The organism is Citrobacter sp. wls708, assembly GCF_005281255.1.
In the GTDB taxonomy this organism is placed as follows: Bacteria; Pseudomonadota; Gammaproteobacteria; order Enterobacterales; family Enterobacteriaceae; genus Citrobacter; species Citrobacter werkmanii.
Window position 1 is genome coordinate 1 of the sequence record NZ_SZXE01000015.1, and the last position, 17,651, is coordinate 17,651.

The 17,651-nt window shown below is 52.4% G+C and carries 14 protein-coding genes; 6 read left to right on the forward strand and 8 right to left on the reverse strand.

Annotated elements, in window-relative coordinates; all coding sequences use genetic code 11:
* From narH to FDW97_RS05200, 3 genes are all read right to left on the reverse strand, one after another.
* The coding region (narH, locus tag FDW97_RS05190; protein WP_137350730.1) for a nitrate reductase subunit beta at positions 1-1,019 on the reverse strand (1,019 nt) is incomplete at its 3' end.
* Positions 1,016-4,759 carry a nitrate reductase subunit alpha gene (locus FDW97_RS05195; RefSeq protein WP_137350731.1) on the reverse strand — a complete coding sequence of 1,248 codons (3,744 nt, stop codon included), beginning with the start codon at positions 4,757-4,759 and terminating at the stop codon, positions 1,016-1,018. The genes narH and FDW97_RS05195, both read right to left, overlap by 4 nt.
* A gap of 515 nt (positions 4,760-5,274) precedes the next feature.
* Entirely contained in the window at positions 5,275-6,666 is a 1,392-nt protein-coding gene (locus FDW97_RS05200; RefSeq protein WP_085048089.1) for a NarK family nitrate/nitrite MFS transporter, read from the reverse strand.
* 339 nt (positions 6,667-7,005) lie between these two features.
* On the opposite strand from FDW97_RS05200, the gene narX reads away from it, so the two are divergent.
* The gene (gene narX, locus FDW97_RS05205) at positions 7,006-8,802 is read left to right on the forward strand and encodes a nitrate/nitrite two-component system sensor histidine kinase NarX (RefSeq protein WP_121529127.1); all 1,797 of its coding nucleotides are present in this window, start codon (positions 7,006-7,008) and stop codon (positions 8,800-8,802) included.
* Complete coding sequence (gene narL, locus FDW97_RS05210; protein ID WP_038641125.1) at positions 8,795-9,445, forward strand: two-component system response regulator NarL; 651 nt, start codon at positions 8,795-8,797, stop codon at positions 9,443-9,445. The genes narX and narL overlap by 8 nt, the downstream gene beginning before the upstream one ends.
* Before the next feature lie 21 nt (positions 9,446-9,466).
* Here the strand turns inward: narL and FDW97_RS05215 are convergent, their stop codons facing one another.
* A complete protein-coding gene (locus tag FDW97_RS05215) occupies positions 9,467-10,852 on the reverse strand; it encodes a YchO/YchP family invasin (RefSeq protein ID WP_085048087.1) in 1,386 nt (461 codons plus the stop codon).
* Between the two features lie 208 nt (positions 10,853-11,060).
* On the opposite strand from FDW97_RS05215, the gene FDW97_RS05220 reads away from it, so the two are divergent.
* Entirely contained in the window at positions 11,061-11,414 is a 354-nt protein-coding gene (locus FDW97_RS05220) for a DsrE/DsrF/TusD sulfur relay family protein (RefSeq protein WP_085048086.1), read from the forward strand.
* A gap of 261 nt (positions 11,415-11,675) precedes the next feature.
* On the forward strand, positions 11,676-11,921 hold the full coding sequence (locus tag FDW97_RS05225) for a DUF1883 domain-containing protein (protein WP_038641131.1): 246 nt from the start codon (positions 11,676-11,678) through the stop codon (positions 11,919-11,921).
* 54 nt (positions 11,922-11,975) lie between these two features.
* Here the strand turns inward: FDW97_RS05225 and FDW97_RS05230 are convergent, their stop codons facing one another.
* A complete protein-coding gene (locus FDW97_RS05230) occupies positions 11,976-12,671 on the reverse strand; it encodes a gamma-glutamylcyclotransferase (protein ID WP_038641133.1) in 696 nt (231 codons plus the stop codon).
* Between the two features lie 196 nt (positions 12,672-12,867).
* Positions 12,868-13,098: a putative cation transport regulator ChaB gene (gene chaB / locus FDW97_RS05235; RefSeq protein WP_038641135.1), complete on the reverse strand. Its 231-nt coding sequence runs from the start codon at positions 13,096-13,098 to the stop codon at positions 12,868-12,870.
* A 274-nt stretch (positions 13,099-13,372) separates the two neighbouring features.
* Between chaB and chaA the strand changes: the two genes are divergently transcribed.
* Positions 13,373-14,473 carry a sodium-potassium/proton antiporter ChaA gene (gene chaA / locus FDW97_RS05240; RefSeq protein WP_038641137.1) on the forward strand — a complete coding sequence of 367 codons (1,101 nt, stop codon included), beginning with the start codon at positions 13,373-13,375 and terminating at the stop codon, positions 14,471-14,473.
* Positions 14,474-14,528: 55 nt separating this feature from the next.
* On the opposite strand, the gene FDW97_RS05245 is transcribed toward chaA, so the two are convergent.
* Together FDW97_RS05245 and FDW97_RS05250 are read right to left on the reverse strand one after the other, a co-directional pair.
* Positions 14,529-16,220: an amidohydrolase gene (locus FDW97_RS05245; RefSeq protein WP_137350732.1), complete on the reverse strand. Its 1,692-nt coding sequence runs from the start codon at positions 16,218-16,220 to the stop codon at positions 14,529-14,531.
* A gap of 28 nt (positions 16,221-16,248) precedes the next feature.
* On the reverse strand, positions 16,249-16,839 hold the full coding sequence (locus tag FDW97_RS05250; protein WP_038641141.1) for a TetR/AcrR family transcriptional regulator: 591 nt from the start codon (positions 16,837-16,839) through the stop codon (positions 16,249-16,251).
* 72 nt (positions 16,840-16,911) lie between these two features.
* Between FDW97_RS05250 and bdcA the strand changes: the two genes are divergently transcribed.
* Positions 16,912-17,625, forward strand: coding sequence for an SDR family oxidoreductase (gene bdcA, locus FDW97_RS05255; RefSeq protein WP_137350733.1), 714 nt, complete (start codon positions 16,912-16,914; stop codon positions 17,623-17,625).
* The last annotated feature ends 26 nt before the right edge of the window (positions 17,626-17,651 follow it).

The window sequence follows — 17,651 nt, forward strand, 5'->3', positions numbered from 1 at the left end:
GCCAGCTTCCAGTCCATTGCCATTTTGTAAACCGGAGACTGTTGTGCAGCATCGATGACGCTCAGTGGAATACCATCTTTTAGCGCCTGTTCAATGACAGCCGGATCGTTCGGATCGAGGAACACGTCCAGTTGACGCTGGTACAGATCTTTTTCGTGCTCAGTGCTGGCCGCGCTTTCGATCGCATCTGCGTCATACAGCAGTACGCCGAGATAACGGATACGGCCAACACAGGTTTCGGAGCAAACGGTCGGTTGACCCGCTTCGATACGCGGGTAGCAGAAAATGCACTTCTCGGACTTCCCGCTCTTCCAGTTGAAGTAAATCTTCTTGTACGGGCAGCCGGTGATGCACATACGCCAGCCGCGGCACTTGTCCTGGTCGATCAGCACGATGCCATCTTCTTCACGCTTGTAGATAGCACCACTCGGGCAGGTCGCCACACACGCCGGGTTAAGGCAGTGCTCGCACAGGCGCGGCAGGTACATCATGAAGGTGTTTTCGAACTGGCCGTACATCGCCTTCTGCATGTTTTCGAAGTTCTGGTCTTTGGCGCGTTTTTCGAATTCGCCGCCCAGAATTTCTTCCCAGTTCGGACCGCTGGTGATTTTGTCCATCCGCTGACCGGTAATCAACGAGCGCGGACGGGCAATCGGCTGCGCTTTGCTGCCTTCCGGCGCGGTGTGCAGATTCTGATAGTCGAAATCAAACGGCTCGTAGTAGTCATCCATACCCGGTAGATGCGGGTTAGCAAAGATTTTACCCAGCAGCAGCGCACGGTTACCCATGCGCGGTTGCAGTTTACCGTTGATTTTACGGATCCAGCCGCCCTTCCATTTTTCCTGATTTTCCCAGTCATTGGGGAAACCGACGCCAGGCTTACTTTCCACGTTATTGAACCAGGCGTACTCCATACCTTCACGGCTGGTCCAGACGTTTTTACAGGTCACTGAACAGGTGTGGCAGCCGATGCACTTATCAAGATTCAGCACCATGCCGACTTGTGAACGAATTTTCATTTTACGCTCTCCTGTACCTGGTCATTGCCTTCGCCATCCAACCAGTTAATGTTCTTCATCTTACGTACAACGACGAACTCATCGCGGTTTGAACCGACGGTGCCGTAGTAGTTAAAGCCGTAGGCCAACTGTGCATAGCCGCCGATCATATGGGTCGGTTTCGGCGTAATACGGGTCACCGAGTTGTGGATCCCGCCGCGCTGCTGGGTGATTTCTGAACCCGGCAGGTTAACAATACGTTCCTGCGCGTGGTACATCATGGTCATCCCGGCCGGCACACGCTGGCTGACAACAGCGCGGGCAGTTAATGCACCGTTGCTGTTGAAGACCTCGATCCAGTCGTTATCTTCGATACCCAGGTCTTTCGCATCCGTTTCACTCATCCAGACGATCGGACCACCGCGTGACAACGTCAGCATCAGCAGGTTGTCGCTGTAGGTGGAGTGGATACCCCATTTCTGGTGCGGCGTCAGGAAGTTGAGCGCTTTTTCCGGGTTACCGTTAGACTTCTCGCCGATCACCGCTTTCACTGAACGGGTATCGATTGGCGGACGGTAAACCAGCAGGCTTTCACCGAAATCACGCATCCACTGGTGATCCTGATACAACTGCTGGCGACCAGACAGCGTACGCCATGGGATCAGCTCATGAACGTTGGTATAACCGGCGTTATAAGACACATGTTCATCTTCCAGGCCTGACCATGTCGGGCTGGAGATAATTTTGCGCGGCTGCGCCTGTATATCGCGGAAACGAATTTTTTCGTCTTCTTTATTCAGCGCCAGATGCGTATGGTCACGACCGGTAAATTCACTCAGCGCAGCCCAGGCTTTAACGGCTACCTGACCGTTAGTTTCCGGCGCCAGGGTGAGGATCATCTCGGCGGCATCAATGGCGGTATTAAGCCAGGGCTGGCCTTTCGCCGGGCCTTCAGCCTTGGTGTAGTTGAGCTTACGCAGCAGATCCATTTCGCTCTGGGTATTCCAAGCAATCCCTTTCCCGCCGTTACCGATTTTTTCCATCAGCGGGCCGATGGAGGTAAAGCGTTCATAGGTTGCCGGATAATCACGCTCTACGGTCATGATGTGCGGCGCGGTAACGCCAGGAATCAGGTCGCACTCACCTTTTTTCCAGTCCTTCACGTCCAGCGGCTGCGCCAGCTCAGCGGCGGAGTCGTGCTGAATCGGCAGCGTAACAACGTCGGTTTCTTTACCGAGGTGGCCCACGCACACTTCAGAGAATTTCTTCGCGATGGCTTTATAGATTTCCCAGTCGCTCTTCGATTCCCAGGCCGGGTCAACGGCGGCAGACAACGGATGAATAAACGGATGCATATCCGAGGTATTCATGTCGTCTTTTTCATACCAGGTTGCGGTCGGCAGCACGATATCGGAATACAGACAGGTACTCGACAGACGGAAGTCCAGCGTCACCACCAGATCCAGCTTGCCGTCCAGTCCGTTGTCCTGCCATTCCACTTCTTCTGGCTTCACGCCGCTCTGCTGGCCGAGATCTTTCCCCTGAATACCGTGTTCAGTACCCAGCAGGTACTTCAGCATGTACTCGTGGCCCTTACCGGAAGATCCGAGCAGGTTGGAACGCCAGATAAACAGGTTACGCGGATGGTTTTTGCCGTTTTCCGGCTGTTCCGCCGCAAAGCGAAGAGAACCGTCTTTCAGGGCGTTAACGGTGTAATCCACCGGCGTCATGCCGGTTTTCTGCGCTTCTTCAGCGATACGCAGCGGGTTAGTCCCTAACTGCGGTGCAGACGGTAACCACCCCATTCGTTCAGCGCGAACGTTGAAGTCAATCAAATGACCGCTATAACGGGATTTGTCTGCCATCGGGGACAGCAATTCCTGTGCGGTAACCGTCTCATAGCGCCATTGGCTGGAGTGGTTATAGAAGTAAGAGGTGCTGTTCATATGACGAGGCGGACGCTGCCAGTCCAGCGCAAACGCCAGCGGCTGCCAGCCGGTTTGCGGGCGCAGTTTTTCCTGCCCGACATAGTGGGCCCAACCACCGCCGCTCTGGCCGATACAGCCGCAGAACACCAGCATATTGATCAGGCCGCGATAGTTCATATCGAGGTGGTACCAGTGGTTCAGACCTGCACCGACGATAATCATCGAACGACCGTGCGTTTTATCGGCGTTATCCGCAAATTCGCGGGCGATGCGCACGATTTGAGCGCGCGATACACCGGTAATTTTCTCTGCCCATGCCGGCGTATACGCTTTCAGGTCATCGTAGCTGGTTGCACAGTTTTCATCGTTCAGACCGCGTTCCAGACCGTAGTTGGCCATGGTCAGATCGTAAACGGTCGTCACCAGCGCGGTAGAACCGTCGGCCAGTTGCAGACGTTTAACCGGCAATTTGTGCAGCAGAATGTTTTCCAGTTCAACTTTATTGAAGTGTTCGGTACCTTCGCCGCCAAAATAGGGGAAGCCGACTTCAGCGATGTCATCCTGGCTACCGAGCAGACTGAGTTGCAGTTCGGTTTCATCGCCCGATGTACCGTCGCGCTGCTCGAGGTTCCATTTACCCTTTTCGCCCCAACGGAAACCAATTGAACCGTTTGGCGCAACCATTTCACCGTTGCTGTTGATAGCGACGGTTTTCCATTCCGGGTTATTTTCCTGGCCCAGAGAGTCAACCAGATCCGCTGCACGCAGCATACGACCAGCAGCATAATAGCCGTCGCGCTCTTCGAGCATCACCAGCATTGGCATGTCAGTATAACGACGAACGTAGTCGGTGAAGTACTGGCTCGGGTTATCGAGGTGGAACTCGCGCAACATGACGTGACCCATCGCCATTGCCATCGCCGCATCGGTCCCCTGCTTCGGCGCCAGCCACAGGTCGCACAGTTTGGCGATTTCCGCGTAGTCCGGCGTAATCGCTACCGTTTTGGTGCCTTTATAGCGAACTTCAGTAAAGAAGTGCGCATCCGGAGTACGGGTCTGCGGGACGTTAGAACCCCATGCAAGAATGTAGCTGGAGTTGTACCAGTCAGCGGATTCAGGGACGTCGGTCTGTTCGCCCCAGGTTTGCGGAGAAGCCGGCGGCAGGTCGCAGTACCAGTCATAGAAGCTCAGGCAGGTACCGCCAATCAGCGACATATAGCGTGCGCCGGATGCGTAAGAAACCATCGACATCGCCGGGATCGGCGAGAAGCCTGCGACGCGGTCAGGACCATAGGTTTTGATGGTGTACACGTTAGAAGCGGCAATCAGTTCATTGACTTCCTGCCAGGAGGAGCGAACGAAGCCGCCACGACCACGCGCTTGTTTGAAGCTTTTTGCTTTGTCGGCGTCTTCGATAATGGATGCCCAGGCATCTACCGGATCGCTGTGCAGTTTTTTGGCTTCACGCCACATCTTCATCAGACGTTTGCGCATCAGCGGGTATTTCAGACGGTTAGCGCTGTAGAGATACCAGGAATAGCTCGCACCACGCGGGCAGCCGCGAGGCTCGTGGTTTGGCATATCTGGACGGGTGCGTGGGTAGTCAGTTTGCTGGGTTTCCCAGGTCACCAGACCATTTTTCACATAGATTTTCCAGCTGCATGAACCGGTGCAGTTTACGCCGTGGGTTGAACGCACGACTTTGTCATGCTGCCAACGCTGGCGATATCCGTCCTCCCAGTCCCTGTTGGTATTGAGAAGCTGGCCGTGCCCATCGGCAAAGGTTTCGCCCTTCTGCTTGAAGTAGCGAAACCGGTCCAGGAATTTACTCATCGGTTTTCTCCTGTAGGAGCCTGACGGCTCTCTGATAAATCGACATTGCTTATTTGCCAGCGAAGGTAACGCTCTGAAAGGGCGTGAGAATTGATAACGATCAAGGCAGACAGGGATGAAAAATGAGGGGTGTTTTTCACATACCCCCTAAGTGGGATATCACTGAATTAATTAAAGCATTGAATTTAAATAACTTTTTAAAATCCACTTATCATGTAAATGTTAAATTCTTTATAAGTGGGTATTAAGGGGTATCCCCCCTGCCAGGCATATTGCGAGCACCGTTCTCACAGGATGTTGTCATGTCACAACACAAGAGTATGTTGTAACTAATAGCAGGCAAAAAAAAGCGCGGTCTAACGCCGCGCAATGGATAATCAACCTACACTTCATCCTTCAAACTGCCTCTGCGTTGGCTGCGCTCGTTCTCCCCAGTCACTTACTACAGTAAGCTCCTGGGGATTTCTCACTTGCCGCCTTGACGCAATTCGAATGATTTTGTGTATACCACTTTTTTACTTTTTAGAATGACGTCCGTACACCGCCCAAGTGATAACCACGCAGGCGACATAGAAGATCACAAAGACTTTCATCGCATCAACAGGTGAGCCCGTTAACGCCAGGGAAGTACCAAATGCTTTGGGGATAAAGAAGCCGCCAATCGCGCCAATGGCAGAGATAAAACCGAGCGCAGCCGCAGTGTCGGTTGCCGCTTCACGCATCGCCTTCTCTTCTGACCCGCCTTCCGCTATCACTCTGTCCATCGTCAGCTTGCGGAAGATAACGGAGATCATCTGGAAGGTTGAACCACTGCCCAGACCGGCCGTCAGGAACAGTGCCAGGAACACCGCGAAGAAAGCGGTAAAGTTGCCCCCTACGCCATTGGTTGGCAGCGTCAGGAACAGCAAGGCACTGAAGAGAGCCATCAGCACGAAGTTCACCAGCGTCACGCGAGTTCCGCCCAGGCGGTCAGAAATTGCACCGCCAGCTGAGCGCGCCAGCGCGCCAATCAGCGGGCCAAAGAAGGCGTAATGCAGGATCTGTACCTCAGGAAACTGCGTTTTTGACAGCATCGCGAAACCGGCTGAGAAGCCGATAAATGACCCGAAGGTTGCCAGATACAACAGGCTCATGATCCACAGGTGCCCGCGCTTTAGCACCGGCAATTGCGCTTTCAGAGACGCTTTTGAGGTTGCCAGTTCGTTCATACCAAACCATGCAGCCAGCGTCAGCACAGCGAGGAACGGAACCCAAATCCATGCGGCGTTTGCCAGATACAACTGCGTGCCATCCGGTTGCTCAACGCCCTGGCTACCAAATGCAGCGAAGATTGACAGTGAGACCACCAGCGGAGCAACCAACTGCATTACGCTGACCCCCATGTTGCCCAGACCACCGTTCAGACCCAGCGCACCGCCCTGCTTTTGTTTTGGAAAGAAGAAGCTGATATTCGCCATGCTTGATGCAAAGTTCGCACCAGCAAAACCGCACAGTAAGGAGATAATAATAAAGGTACTAAATGGCGTGGTGGTATCCTGCACCGCAAAACCTAACCATACGCATGGGACGATCAGGATACCGGTGCTGAATGCCGTCCAGCGGCGTCCACCAAACAGGGGAACCATAAAGGAGTACGGCACACGCAGCAGCGCGCCGGAAACCGACGGCAACGCCGTCAACATGAACAATTGCTCCGTGGTGAAATTAAAGCCGACTTTCGGTAAGTTCACCGCCACGGCGCTAAATAACATCCACACGCAAAACGCCAGCAGCAAGCAAGGGACGGAAATCCACAGGTTACGGCTGGCGATTCGTTGACCACGCTGTTGCCAGAAGACAGGATCTTCCGGCCGCCATTCTGTAATTACAGCTCCAGATGCCCTTTCCGGGGCAGATGAGTGACTCATAGACACCTCTGATACTTGTTTCGATGCCTGCAACCTTAGGGTTTACAGCTGGAGGTAAGTTGATATAAATCAAAGGAAAAGGTGTCATTATTCATGCCTAAAATTTATCATCACCCTAAATGAGTACATTACTTCGGTAAAAAAGATGTGGTTTTTCACGCTTCTGTCGTCTTCTACTCCCCCCGACCCATGACCCCCCCCTTGACTGGCAATTAAGAGGTAGCCCGTTTGAGGTATGGGTATACTCCAGTGTATCGCCGAGAATAACGCCACTGCCTGCAGCAGAACCGTTATTCAAAAGGGTTTCTGTTCTACGAAGACCCGAAGGAACAAGTCACTATGTTTAAACGTTGTCTCTCCCCGCTTACGCTGGTCAACCAGGTGGCGCTGATTGTTTTATTGTCTACTGCCATCGGCGTGGCAGGCATGGCTGTCTCCGGTTGGCTGGTTCAGGGCGTTCAGGGTAGCGCCCATGCAATTAACAAAGCCGGCTCGCTGCGTATGCAGAGTTATCGTCTGCTGGCGGCGGTACCCCTGGAAGCCGACGATCAACCGCTACTGGATGAAATGGAGAAAACGGCGTTTAGTCCAGAGTTAACGCGGGCCGCACAGCGCGATGGACAACAGGCGCAGTTAAAAGCATTACAGGATTACTGGCACACTGAGCTGGCGCCAGGGCTTGCCCACGCGCAAACGCCTGATGCGGTAGCGCAAGATGTAACGCGCTTTGTTGTTGGATTGGATAAGCTGGTTACCGCCTTCGACCATACCACCGAATTACGCATTGAACGCGTCGTCCTGCTACATCGCCTGATGGCGGCATTTATGGCCTTACTGCTGGTCTTCACCATTATCTGGCTACGCGTACGTCTGCTGGAACCATGGAAACAGCTATTGGCGATGGCGCGAGCCGTCAGCCAACGTGATTTTACCCAACGTGCGCATATCAGCGGGCGTAATGAGATGGCGGCTCTGGGCTCGGCGCTGAATAATATGTCGGAAGAGCTGGCTGAAAGTTATGCGGTACTGGAACAGCGGGTGCAAGAGAAAACGGCCGGGCTGGAGCATAAAAATCAGATCCTCTCTTTTCTGTGGCAAGCCAACCGCCGCCTGCATTCTCAGGTGCCGTTGTGCGAACGCCTCTCTCCGGTGCTGAACGGCCTGCAGAATTTGACCCTGCTACATGATATTGAGCTGCGGGTTTATGATCTGGAGGATGAAGATAATCATCAGGAATTTACCTGTCAGTCCAATGTCAGTTGCGATGAGAAAGGATGTCATCTGTGCCCACGCGGTACGTTGCCCGCGATAGACGGTGGTATCACGCTGAAATGGCGGCTGACCGACGCACATACCCAGTATGGTATCCTGCTCGCTACGTTGCCGAACGGACGCCATCTCAGCCACGATCAGCAACAACTGGTCGATACCCTGGTTGAGCAACTGACCGCGACGCTGGCGCTCGACAGACATCAGGAGCGCCAGCAGCAGTTGATCGTGATGGAAGAGCGTGCCACCATTGCGCGCGAACTCCATGATTCTATTGCACAATCGCTTTCATGTATGAAGATGCAGGTTAGCTGTTTGCAGATGCAGGGCGATGCGCTGCCCGAGAATAGCCGCGAACTGCTTAGCCAGATTCGTAATGAACTGAACGCCTCGTGGGCGCAACTGCGTGAGCTGTTAACGACCTTCCGTTTACAGCTCACTGAACCCGGATTGCGACCCGCGCTGGAAGCCAGTTGTCAGGAATACAGCGCCCGCTTTGGTTTTACGGTTAAGCTGGACTATCAGTTGCCGCCACGCCTGGTCCCTTCGCATCAGGCGATTCACTTATTACAAATTGCTCGTGAAGCCCTGAGCAACGCCCTGAAGCACTCCCATGCTGATGAAGTCGTCGTGACGGTGGTGCAAAATGGCAAACAGATCAAACTCACAGTACAAGATAACGGCTGCGGCGTACCGGAAAACGCCGAACGCAGTAACCACTACGGCATGATAATAATGCGCGACCGTGCGCAGAGCTTGCGCGGCGATTGCCGAGTACGCCGTCGTGAGACAGGCGGTACTGAAGTTACTGTCACTTTTATTCCCGAAACAAACTTCACAGAAGTCCAAGGAGATACCCATGAGTAATCTGGAACCGGCAACCATCCTGTTGATCGACGATCATCCGATGCTGCGAACCGGTGTAAAACAGCTTGTCAGCATGGCGCAGGATATCACCGTTGTCGGTGAAGCCAGCAATGGCGAACAGGGTATCGAGCTGGCTGAATCTCTTGATCCCGATCTGATCCTGCTTGATCTCAACATGCCCGGCATGAACGGTCTGGAAACCCTCGACAAGCTGCGTGAAAAGTCCCTGTCTGGCCGCATCGTGGTGTTTAGCGTGTCCAATCATGAAGAAGATGTCGTTACCGCACTGAAACGCGGCGCGGATGGTTACCTGCTGAAAGATATGGAGCCGGAAGATTTACTGAAAGCATTACAACAGGCCGCCGCCGGTGAAATGGTACTGAGCGAAGCCTTAACGCCGGTTCTGGCCGCCAGCCTGCGCGCCAACCGCGCAACGTCCGACCGTGATGTCACCCAGTTGACGCCGCGCGAGCGCGATATTCTCAAGCTTATCGCCCAGGGCCTGCCCAACAAGATGATTGCCCGCCGTCTTGACATCACCGAAAGCACGGTTAAAGTTCATGTGAAGCATATGCTGAAGAAAATGAAGCTCAAATCACGCGTAGAAGCCGCGGTTTGGGTGCATCAGGAACGCATTTTCTGATAACGAAGTCGTGCATCATGGTTAACGAGGATCATTTGCCGAAACGCTGATAAACGGTTCGGTCAGTGATAGCGTGATCTCATTGGAAGAGACACGCTGGCCCAGTTCATCTTCTACCACTACCGACAGCCGCCAGCGGTTTGTCGCCCCTTCTCTACTGTCCCACTTCGGCATAATAATCGTCCAGCCCTGTGCGCTGCGGGTACTGCTGCCAGCGGTTAAGCTCAGCGCCTGAGTATCGCCCTGCCATGCAAGGTGGCGAATCCCATGCAGGCTGCGCACTTGTACCTTCAGCGCCACCGTTTCTCCCGGCTTGAGATCCCAGGGCGGCGTGGCCAAAAATACCGACAGGGTTTTATGCTGCCGATACTCCAGCGTCGGCAAACTATTCCGCTGCGGATCGTCATAACGACTGCCGCGCAGCGAGCGGCTGTTTGCCACTTCGCTGACCATCAGCTGTTTTTTTAACGGAACGCCGAAACGATAATTCAGCGTTAATCCGAGGTTATTCTGACTGACGCCATTTTCACCCTGCTTATGCTGCGCAGTCATCGTAATCAGCGGCACCGGCGTATAGCTCAGCCCGAGGTTCACCGCTACCGGATTGTGATACCCGGTTCCTGAATGAAACAGATCCACCCGGTCGCCAAAATACTGTTCAACGCTGACGCTGGTATTGAGATGTTGATAGAACGGCATCCGCATTTGCGCGGTAAGGTCGTAGCCGCGGGCCATCCGTTGTTCCTGTGTGGTGGAACGATTCTGCCAGGAGGAAAACGGCTGGTAGTAGTTAGCGGATAAACGTAAATACTCGCCCCACGCTTCTGCACCTAAGCCGCCCCGGGGCAGATTTTCATCCAACAGATTGTCATAAAACGTGTTGTAACCCAGTAGCCATCCGTCATGTACCCAGCGCTGCCCAATTCCCGCATTGCTGACTAAGCCCTCATCCTGTTGCGTTAAGCCTAACTGGCTCCAGGTAAGATAGCGCTGATTGTCCTGCCACGGAATAAACCAACTTCCCCGGCTGCCGGTAAAGCTGCCCTCTTTATCAACCTGCAACCCGACGCTGGCATTTCCCCAGGGAGAGAGCCAGGATTCCAGTTGTTGATTCACCTGTTCGCTGACCGTGTCACGTACCTGACCAAACGCGAACTGCTTCGCCTGCTCGCCGGTATCAAGGCCGTTATCGGTCATACTGGCTTCACCGAATGCTTTCACCATTTCGGCGAAATGCTTTTCGCCTGCCCGCGATTCCGGCGCCATACCGAGCTCGGGCAAGCCATCGCTATTGTTATCGAATGGGTTTTCAGCCTGGTGAATAAAAGAGGATTGTGCGCTGGCAGTACCCCCTGCCAGTGGCAAGAGTGCAAATACGGCGAGAGGGAAATAAATAATACGGCTCAAATCGTTAGTTATTTCTTACATCAATTAATCAGGCACACTTAACCTAAACCATAACGTCTTCAGCAATTAATTGCAGCCTTTATCCCCGTTTTCGGGATTTTCTGACCCGAATAATCAGGGGTAGCCACATGCTTTCTTTTCGATATCTGGTACAGGGAGTACCATACACGCCAGGAATTATCCCTCCCATCCGACAACAGGAGTCAAAATGCAAAAGATAGTGATCGTCGCGAACGGTGCGGCCTATGGAAGCGAATCGTTATTTAACAGCCTGCGTCTGGCCATCGCCTTGCGTGAACAAGAAGCCTGTCTCGATCTGCGTCTGTTTTTAATGTCGGATGCGGTTACGGCGGGATTACGCGGTCAGAAACCGGCGGAAGGATACAATATTCAGCAAATGCTGGAGATCCTGACAGCGCAAAACGTTCCGGTAAAACTGTGCAAAACCTGCACTGATGGCCGTGGGATCACCGACCTGCCTTTAATTGATGGCGTCGCCGTGGGCACGATGCCAGAACTGGCGCAATGGACGCTGGATGCAGATAAAGTATTGACCTTCTGACAGCGCCTTACAGGCACGCGCACTGAAAGTGCCGGAAATTTCCGGATTTTATCTTAGATGGGCGCGGTTTCGTTGAACGTTAGCACGCCCTTTCAACCGTCTTGAGGAATTTTGTCACTTTTGTTTAATCGTTATGCCATTTTTTGATCAAAATCAGCATCCTGTTGCTCCCCCTTTGGTGTTATGCAATGAGTGAAATGTGAACAACATCACGCAGCACTTTCGACAGAAAGTACGTTGTTTTCAAGAACGGGGTGAAAAATGGCATTAGTGAAGGCGAGTTTAAAGTTATTTGGTGGCGATACGGTGGTTGTGCGCTGTTCCGAGCGCTGTCACATCCATCTGATGAGCGAGAAAAATCACGTCAAAGACACGCAGTCCGACATCTTAAGCGTGCAGGACCGTGATAACGCATGGTTGACCGTACCTTATACCGGCGTCTGGAACGTGCTGATCGACAGCCACAGTCAGTCGCTTGAGCATTCGATAAGTTTTATTGCAGCGTAATCGTGAAATGCCCGATAAGCACCTGGCTGTCGGGCACACAACACTCCGCCGACGCTATGCAAAACCTGGTCGTATAATCCCTTCCGGCAGGTTCTCTCCCAACAATCGTTTGACCGTAATCACCAGATCGTTAAGACAATCATCCTGCATTCCCAGCTTCACCAGTTCTTGTTCCAGCGAGAACAGATACTGGGCATTAGTGCCTAAAGGTCCGCTGGCCGCAGCGATAAGCGGCGCTATCACCTGCGCGCGTGTATCCGACTCAAACAGCGGATGGCGCGGATCCATAATAAAGACCAGCGCGTTTACCGTCCGTCCGTCATCCAGCGCCAACTGACACCAGGTCGGCAGGTAGCAACCGGTGATCATTTCACGCTTCCACAGCAGAGAAAGCTCTTGCTCCAGCGATGCGTCTGGTAAGCGATAAGCCACACCGGTAGTGCGTCCACCCTCTTTCAGGGCCAGCATCCGTCCCGGCTGACAGGCCGTTCCTCGCCCCGCCGTCAGACGCAGGCAAAATGCACGGTGCCAACCGACCAATGTTCCGGTACAGGACTCTTCAAATTCTAAGGCCGGGTTCCACATCAACGATCCATAACCGAAGATCCACACCGGTCCATCATCTGGTCGGCAAGCAAGCGTGGCGGCCAGTGAGGCTGCCCGTTGTTCCGCTGACCAGAGTAGTGATTCTTCAATAGCGCCAAACGCCGTCTTACAGTCGGCATTCAATAAAAAATCACGCGTTAACACCTTACACCTCCGCCACTGCAGCTTCCCTGCGACAACTTTTTTGACGCCTTCCGGGCATTTTTACTGCTCATTTTGAAACCAATAGCTGGACAATAGGCAATTCACCGCTCGCTTGCAAGCCAGTAACGGCGCGGCGTAGCACGATTCGCTAACGGATGACTCAGGCTAGTTTATAAAGGCATTATAATTGATACCGTTACGTCTTTTTATGCCATTTATCATCATCACCTTTTTGATAATCATTTTTCACCGCCGCCCACGCCACCTTGTGCGCTGTCTCTTCGCGAGTGGCATCATCGCGACGGTCAGATTTATCTTTATACTGTTCCCAGGCGCTGTTAAAGGCTTCTTTATAGATGTCCTGAGCATGGGATGGCAGAACATGCTGTACGCTGTCAGGCAGATCGCTTTTAGATTTATAGGGCATTGTGAACTCCTCTTTTTGGGCTAAACCTTAAGTGTGGTTAACAATGCTGCGATGCGCCAATAATGAACATTTTTAAATTACTTCTTCATCTAACTTTCTGTTAATTAAATACTCTATAAACAAGACATTTGTTTTTGGCCACTTAGAGATGGAAAATAAGCGATGCGGTAAAATTTCGTAAAATGTCACCTACAAAACCGCTTTTTCTGTTATTTTTTACATTCTTTAATACTTTTATAATTATAAATACCTGCAGAGATGGAGAATTAACTTAATGACACAACTACATGAGGCGGTAAAAACCCGCCACAAGGAGACCTCTCTCGTCTTCCCGATTTTGGCACTGGTAGTACTGTTCTTATGGGGGAGCAGTCAGTCACTACCAGTGGTCATCGGTATTAATGCGCTGGCCCTTGTTGGTATATTAAGCAGCGCATTCAGCGTTGTCCGTCATGCGGACGTATTAGCACATCGACTTGGCGAACCCTACGGCTCGCTGATTCTCAGTCTGTCAGTTGTTATTCTTGAAGTCAGTTTAATTTCCGCATTAATGGCGACCGGCGATGCCGCGCCTACGCTAATGCGCGACACGCTGTATTCGATCATTATGATCGTCACCGGCGGTTTAGTCGGTTTTTCATTACTGCTGGGCGGCCGCAAATTTGCCACTCAGTATATGAACCTGTTTGGTATTAAGCAGTATTTAATCGCCCTGTTTCCACTGGCCATTATTGTGCTGGTGTTTCCAATGGCGTTACCGGGAGCCAATTTTACTACTGCGCAGGCGCTACTGGTGGCGCTCATTTCTGCGGCAATGTACGGCGTCTTCTTGTTGATTCAAACAAAAACGCACCAGAGCCTGTTCATTTACGAGCATGAAGATGAGGGTGACGACGACGATCCGCATCACGGTAAGCCGTCAGCGCACAGCAATATATGGCACGCCGCCTGGCTCATCATTCACCTGATCGCTGTTATCGCCGTCACCAAGATGAACGCCAGTCCACTGGAAACCTTGCTGACTGAACTCAATGCGCCCGTGGCATTTACCGGTTTCCTGGTGGCGCTGTTGATCCTCTCGCCTGAAGGGCTGGGGGCGCTGAAAGCGGTGCTGAACAATCAGGTACAGCGGGCGATGAATTTGTTCTTCGGTTCAGTATTAGCCACTATTTCACTCACCGTACCGGTAGTGACGCTGATAGCGTGGGCAACAGGAAATGATTTGGTGTTTGCTTTGGGCGCGCCAGAGATGATTGTCATGGTCTCGTCGCTGGTACTGTGCCACATCTCTTTCTCCACCGGACGAACCAATGTGCTTAACGGCGCCGCGCATCTGGCGCTATTTGTCGCCTATCTGATGACGATATTTGCCTGATAACTAGTTTGGCGGGATCCACGGCCCTTTGCAGGGCCGTTTTCTTTTAGCGCGTTTATTGCTCCGGATAAACCTGTTGGCCATCGACAAACGTTAATAACGATTCCGTTTGATGCAGCTTGTCTGGCGCAATAGCCATAATATCTTGATTCAGCACCGCAAAATCGGCGAACTTACCTGCTTGCAAACTTCCTCTTTGCTGCTCAGCAAAAGCCAGCCAGGCGGCATTTCGGGTATACATTTTTAACGCATCTTCCCGACTTAACTGGCGGGTGTCATGGCGTACTGAGCCGTCGAGCGCTTTACCTGTGACATGATATTCAATGGCATGCCACACTCCCGCAACGCCAATCCGCGTCGCATCTGTACCGCCGGCAACGATTACCCCCTGCTCTAACGCGGGTTGCACTGGCGATGATAGCGCCGCCACCGTTTTACCATTTGCGCGTTCAATGGCGGGAGATTCAAAATATGGCCCCATCTGGACAGAGTAGGCTAAACCGAGTTTCTTCATGCGGGCAATCGTTTCGGGCGTACCGGTATTAAGATGCGCAATAGACCAGCGCAACGGCGCAATATCATGCGATTTAGCCACCTCGCTAATGACATCTAAAATCGCATCCGCACTGTCATCGGTATAAGCATGTATTTCAACGGCAACACCTTCTTTGGCGGCAAGCTGAAGCACCTTTAATTGTTCTTGTTGGGACTCTGCTGGGGATGTGAACCCAGATGACATCCGCACGCCATCATTCATTGCCATCACCAGGCTTTCACCGAAGCCCAGAAAGGCTATTCTGCCGTCATCATGCATTGCCGGGCGAAACGCCAGGCGTTGTTTAAACCATTCCGTTTCATTACCAGGCGGTGCGGATAAACGATATCCAACGCGTATCCTGAGAGGTTGCTGCTGCTGAAGTTTAAAGAAATCACGATAAGCTTGCTCATGCCCGGCAGAAGGATCGATAAACCCGACCACGCCGCGTTTATTTAAATAACGTACAAAGGCGTTAAGGTTCTTTTCCACATCGCCAGTCTGGCTAATCTGGGCGAAAAGCTGGTTAAAACTGCCAATGGTCCCGCGCAATTTCCCCGTTGCCAGCCCTTTATCATCGCGTTCTATCACGATCCCTGCCGGAACATCCGGCTGTGGACTATTAAGTTTTAGGGTCTCGATAGCCTTTTGATTTAACAGCGCATAGTCATAAAGGCTTTGTATATATGCAGGATGATGAGGCAGCGCCTGATTCAGTTCCTGAACCGTCGGATCCCGCTTTTCAGCAAATTGTTCCGGTATCCATGAACCCGCCACCGCTACCCATTGCTCAGCGTCTTTCTTTGCCGCAGATTGCGACAGTTTATTTAACGCATCGGGTAAATTTTTAGTATCAAACCAGTAGGTTTCAAATAAAAATGTCCTTCCCCCCCGAATGCCATGCAGATGCGCATCAATTAACCCCGGAATAACAGTTTGCCCCGTAAGATTAATTTCCTTCGTGTTCGGTCCGGACCATTTTTTCACCGTTTCATTATTACCCACCGCAATAATATGCCGCCCTTTTACCGCCAGCGCCTGCGCATTGGGTTGTTGTTCATCCATGGTAATCAACTTGCCGTTATACAAAATAACGTCGGCCTTGTCCTGAGAATGCGCCAGAAATGAAATTCCTATCAGAATTGCGGCCAACGCTACGTTGCGCATAGCCGGAGGGGGAGTATTAAAGCAAAGTCCCAGTTTACCCATCATATTTATCTACCTTTTCATGTGATGAAAATCAGGAAAGCTGATGCAACACCGCCTGGCTGGCGATGTGTGCGCTGGATAGCAAACGTTCGAGCGTATGCCCACAACGGGCTTTTCCCGACAGACCAAGCATCGTGGTACTGATGTAATCGGTCAGGCTATCAGCCACTTCGGGATGGCGCTGTGCAATAAAGTCATGAATTTTATGTTCTGCAACCGAGTAGAAAGCCCGGGCCACCTGCCGTGCCTGCGGATCGTTGCTATGCGTGCCCTCCAGAACCAAACAACCAGGCGCATGCGGATCAGCGGCATAGCGTCGCGCCGCCTCTTCAAGCAACGCAGCAAGGCTTTCGGCAACCGGTCTGTCAGAACGCAAAATGTCATCAAACGGGATCGCATCAGTTTGTACATAGCGACCAAGCACGCGTTCATAAAGACCGATTTTGTTCCCAAAAGCGGCATAAAAACTGGGGGGCTTGATGTTCAGGGCCTGCGTAACATCCGCTACGCTCACAGCGTCGTATCCATGCGCGTGAAATAAGGGCTGTACTTTGGCAACAGCCAGTTCCGGATCAAAATTACGTGGTCGGCCTGGGGCGCGCGAACATTTTGTAGTGCTCATTACAAATCCATTGACAGAAAACCATGCACCCATTATATATCGATCACTACATAATTGTTCAAGGAGTATCTCATGTCCCCATTTAACGGCAAATCAGTTCTGGTTCTTGGCGGCAGTCGGGGGATTGGCGCGGCTATTGTGCGCCGTTTCGCCGCAGATGGCGCAGCGGTTACCTTTACCTATTCAGGCTCCGCAGACGCTGCAAAAGCGCTTGCGGATGAAACAGGTTCCCACATGACGCAAACCGATAGCGCCGATCGCGATGCCGTCATTAACCGGGTACGGGAAAGCGGCCCGCTGGATGTGTTAGTGGTGAATGCAGGAATTGTGCTGTTCGGCGACCCGCTGGAGCAGGATCCCGATGACGTTGAGCGCCTGTTCCGCATTAATATCCACGCGCCCTGGTACGCGGCAGTAGAGGCGGCACGACAAATGCCTGACGGCGGGCGGATTATCATTATTGGTTCAGTGAACGGCGATCGTATACCAATTGCCGGTATGGCTTCCTACGCGTTAAGCAAGTCTGCTCTGCAAGGCCTGGCAAGAGGGCTGGCCCGTGATTTCGGCGCGCGTGGCATTACAGTCAACGTAGTGCAACCGGGTCCCATTGATACTGACGCTAATCCAGCAGAAGGACCATTGAAAGAGCTGATGCACAGCTTTATGGCACTAAAACGCCACGGTCGACCAGAAGAAGTGGCCGGAATGGTTGCCTGGCTGGCTGGTCCGGAGGCCGGGTTTGTGACGGGAGCTATGCATACAATTGATGGGGCGTTTGGCGCCTGACAGTAATAACAGGCCGGAGACAAGTG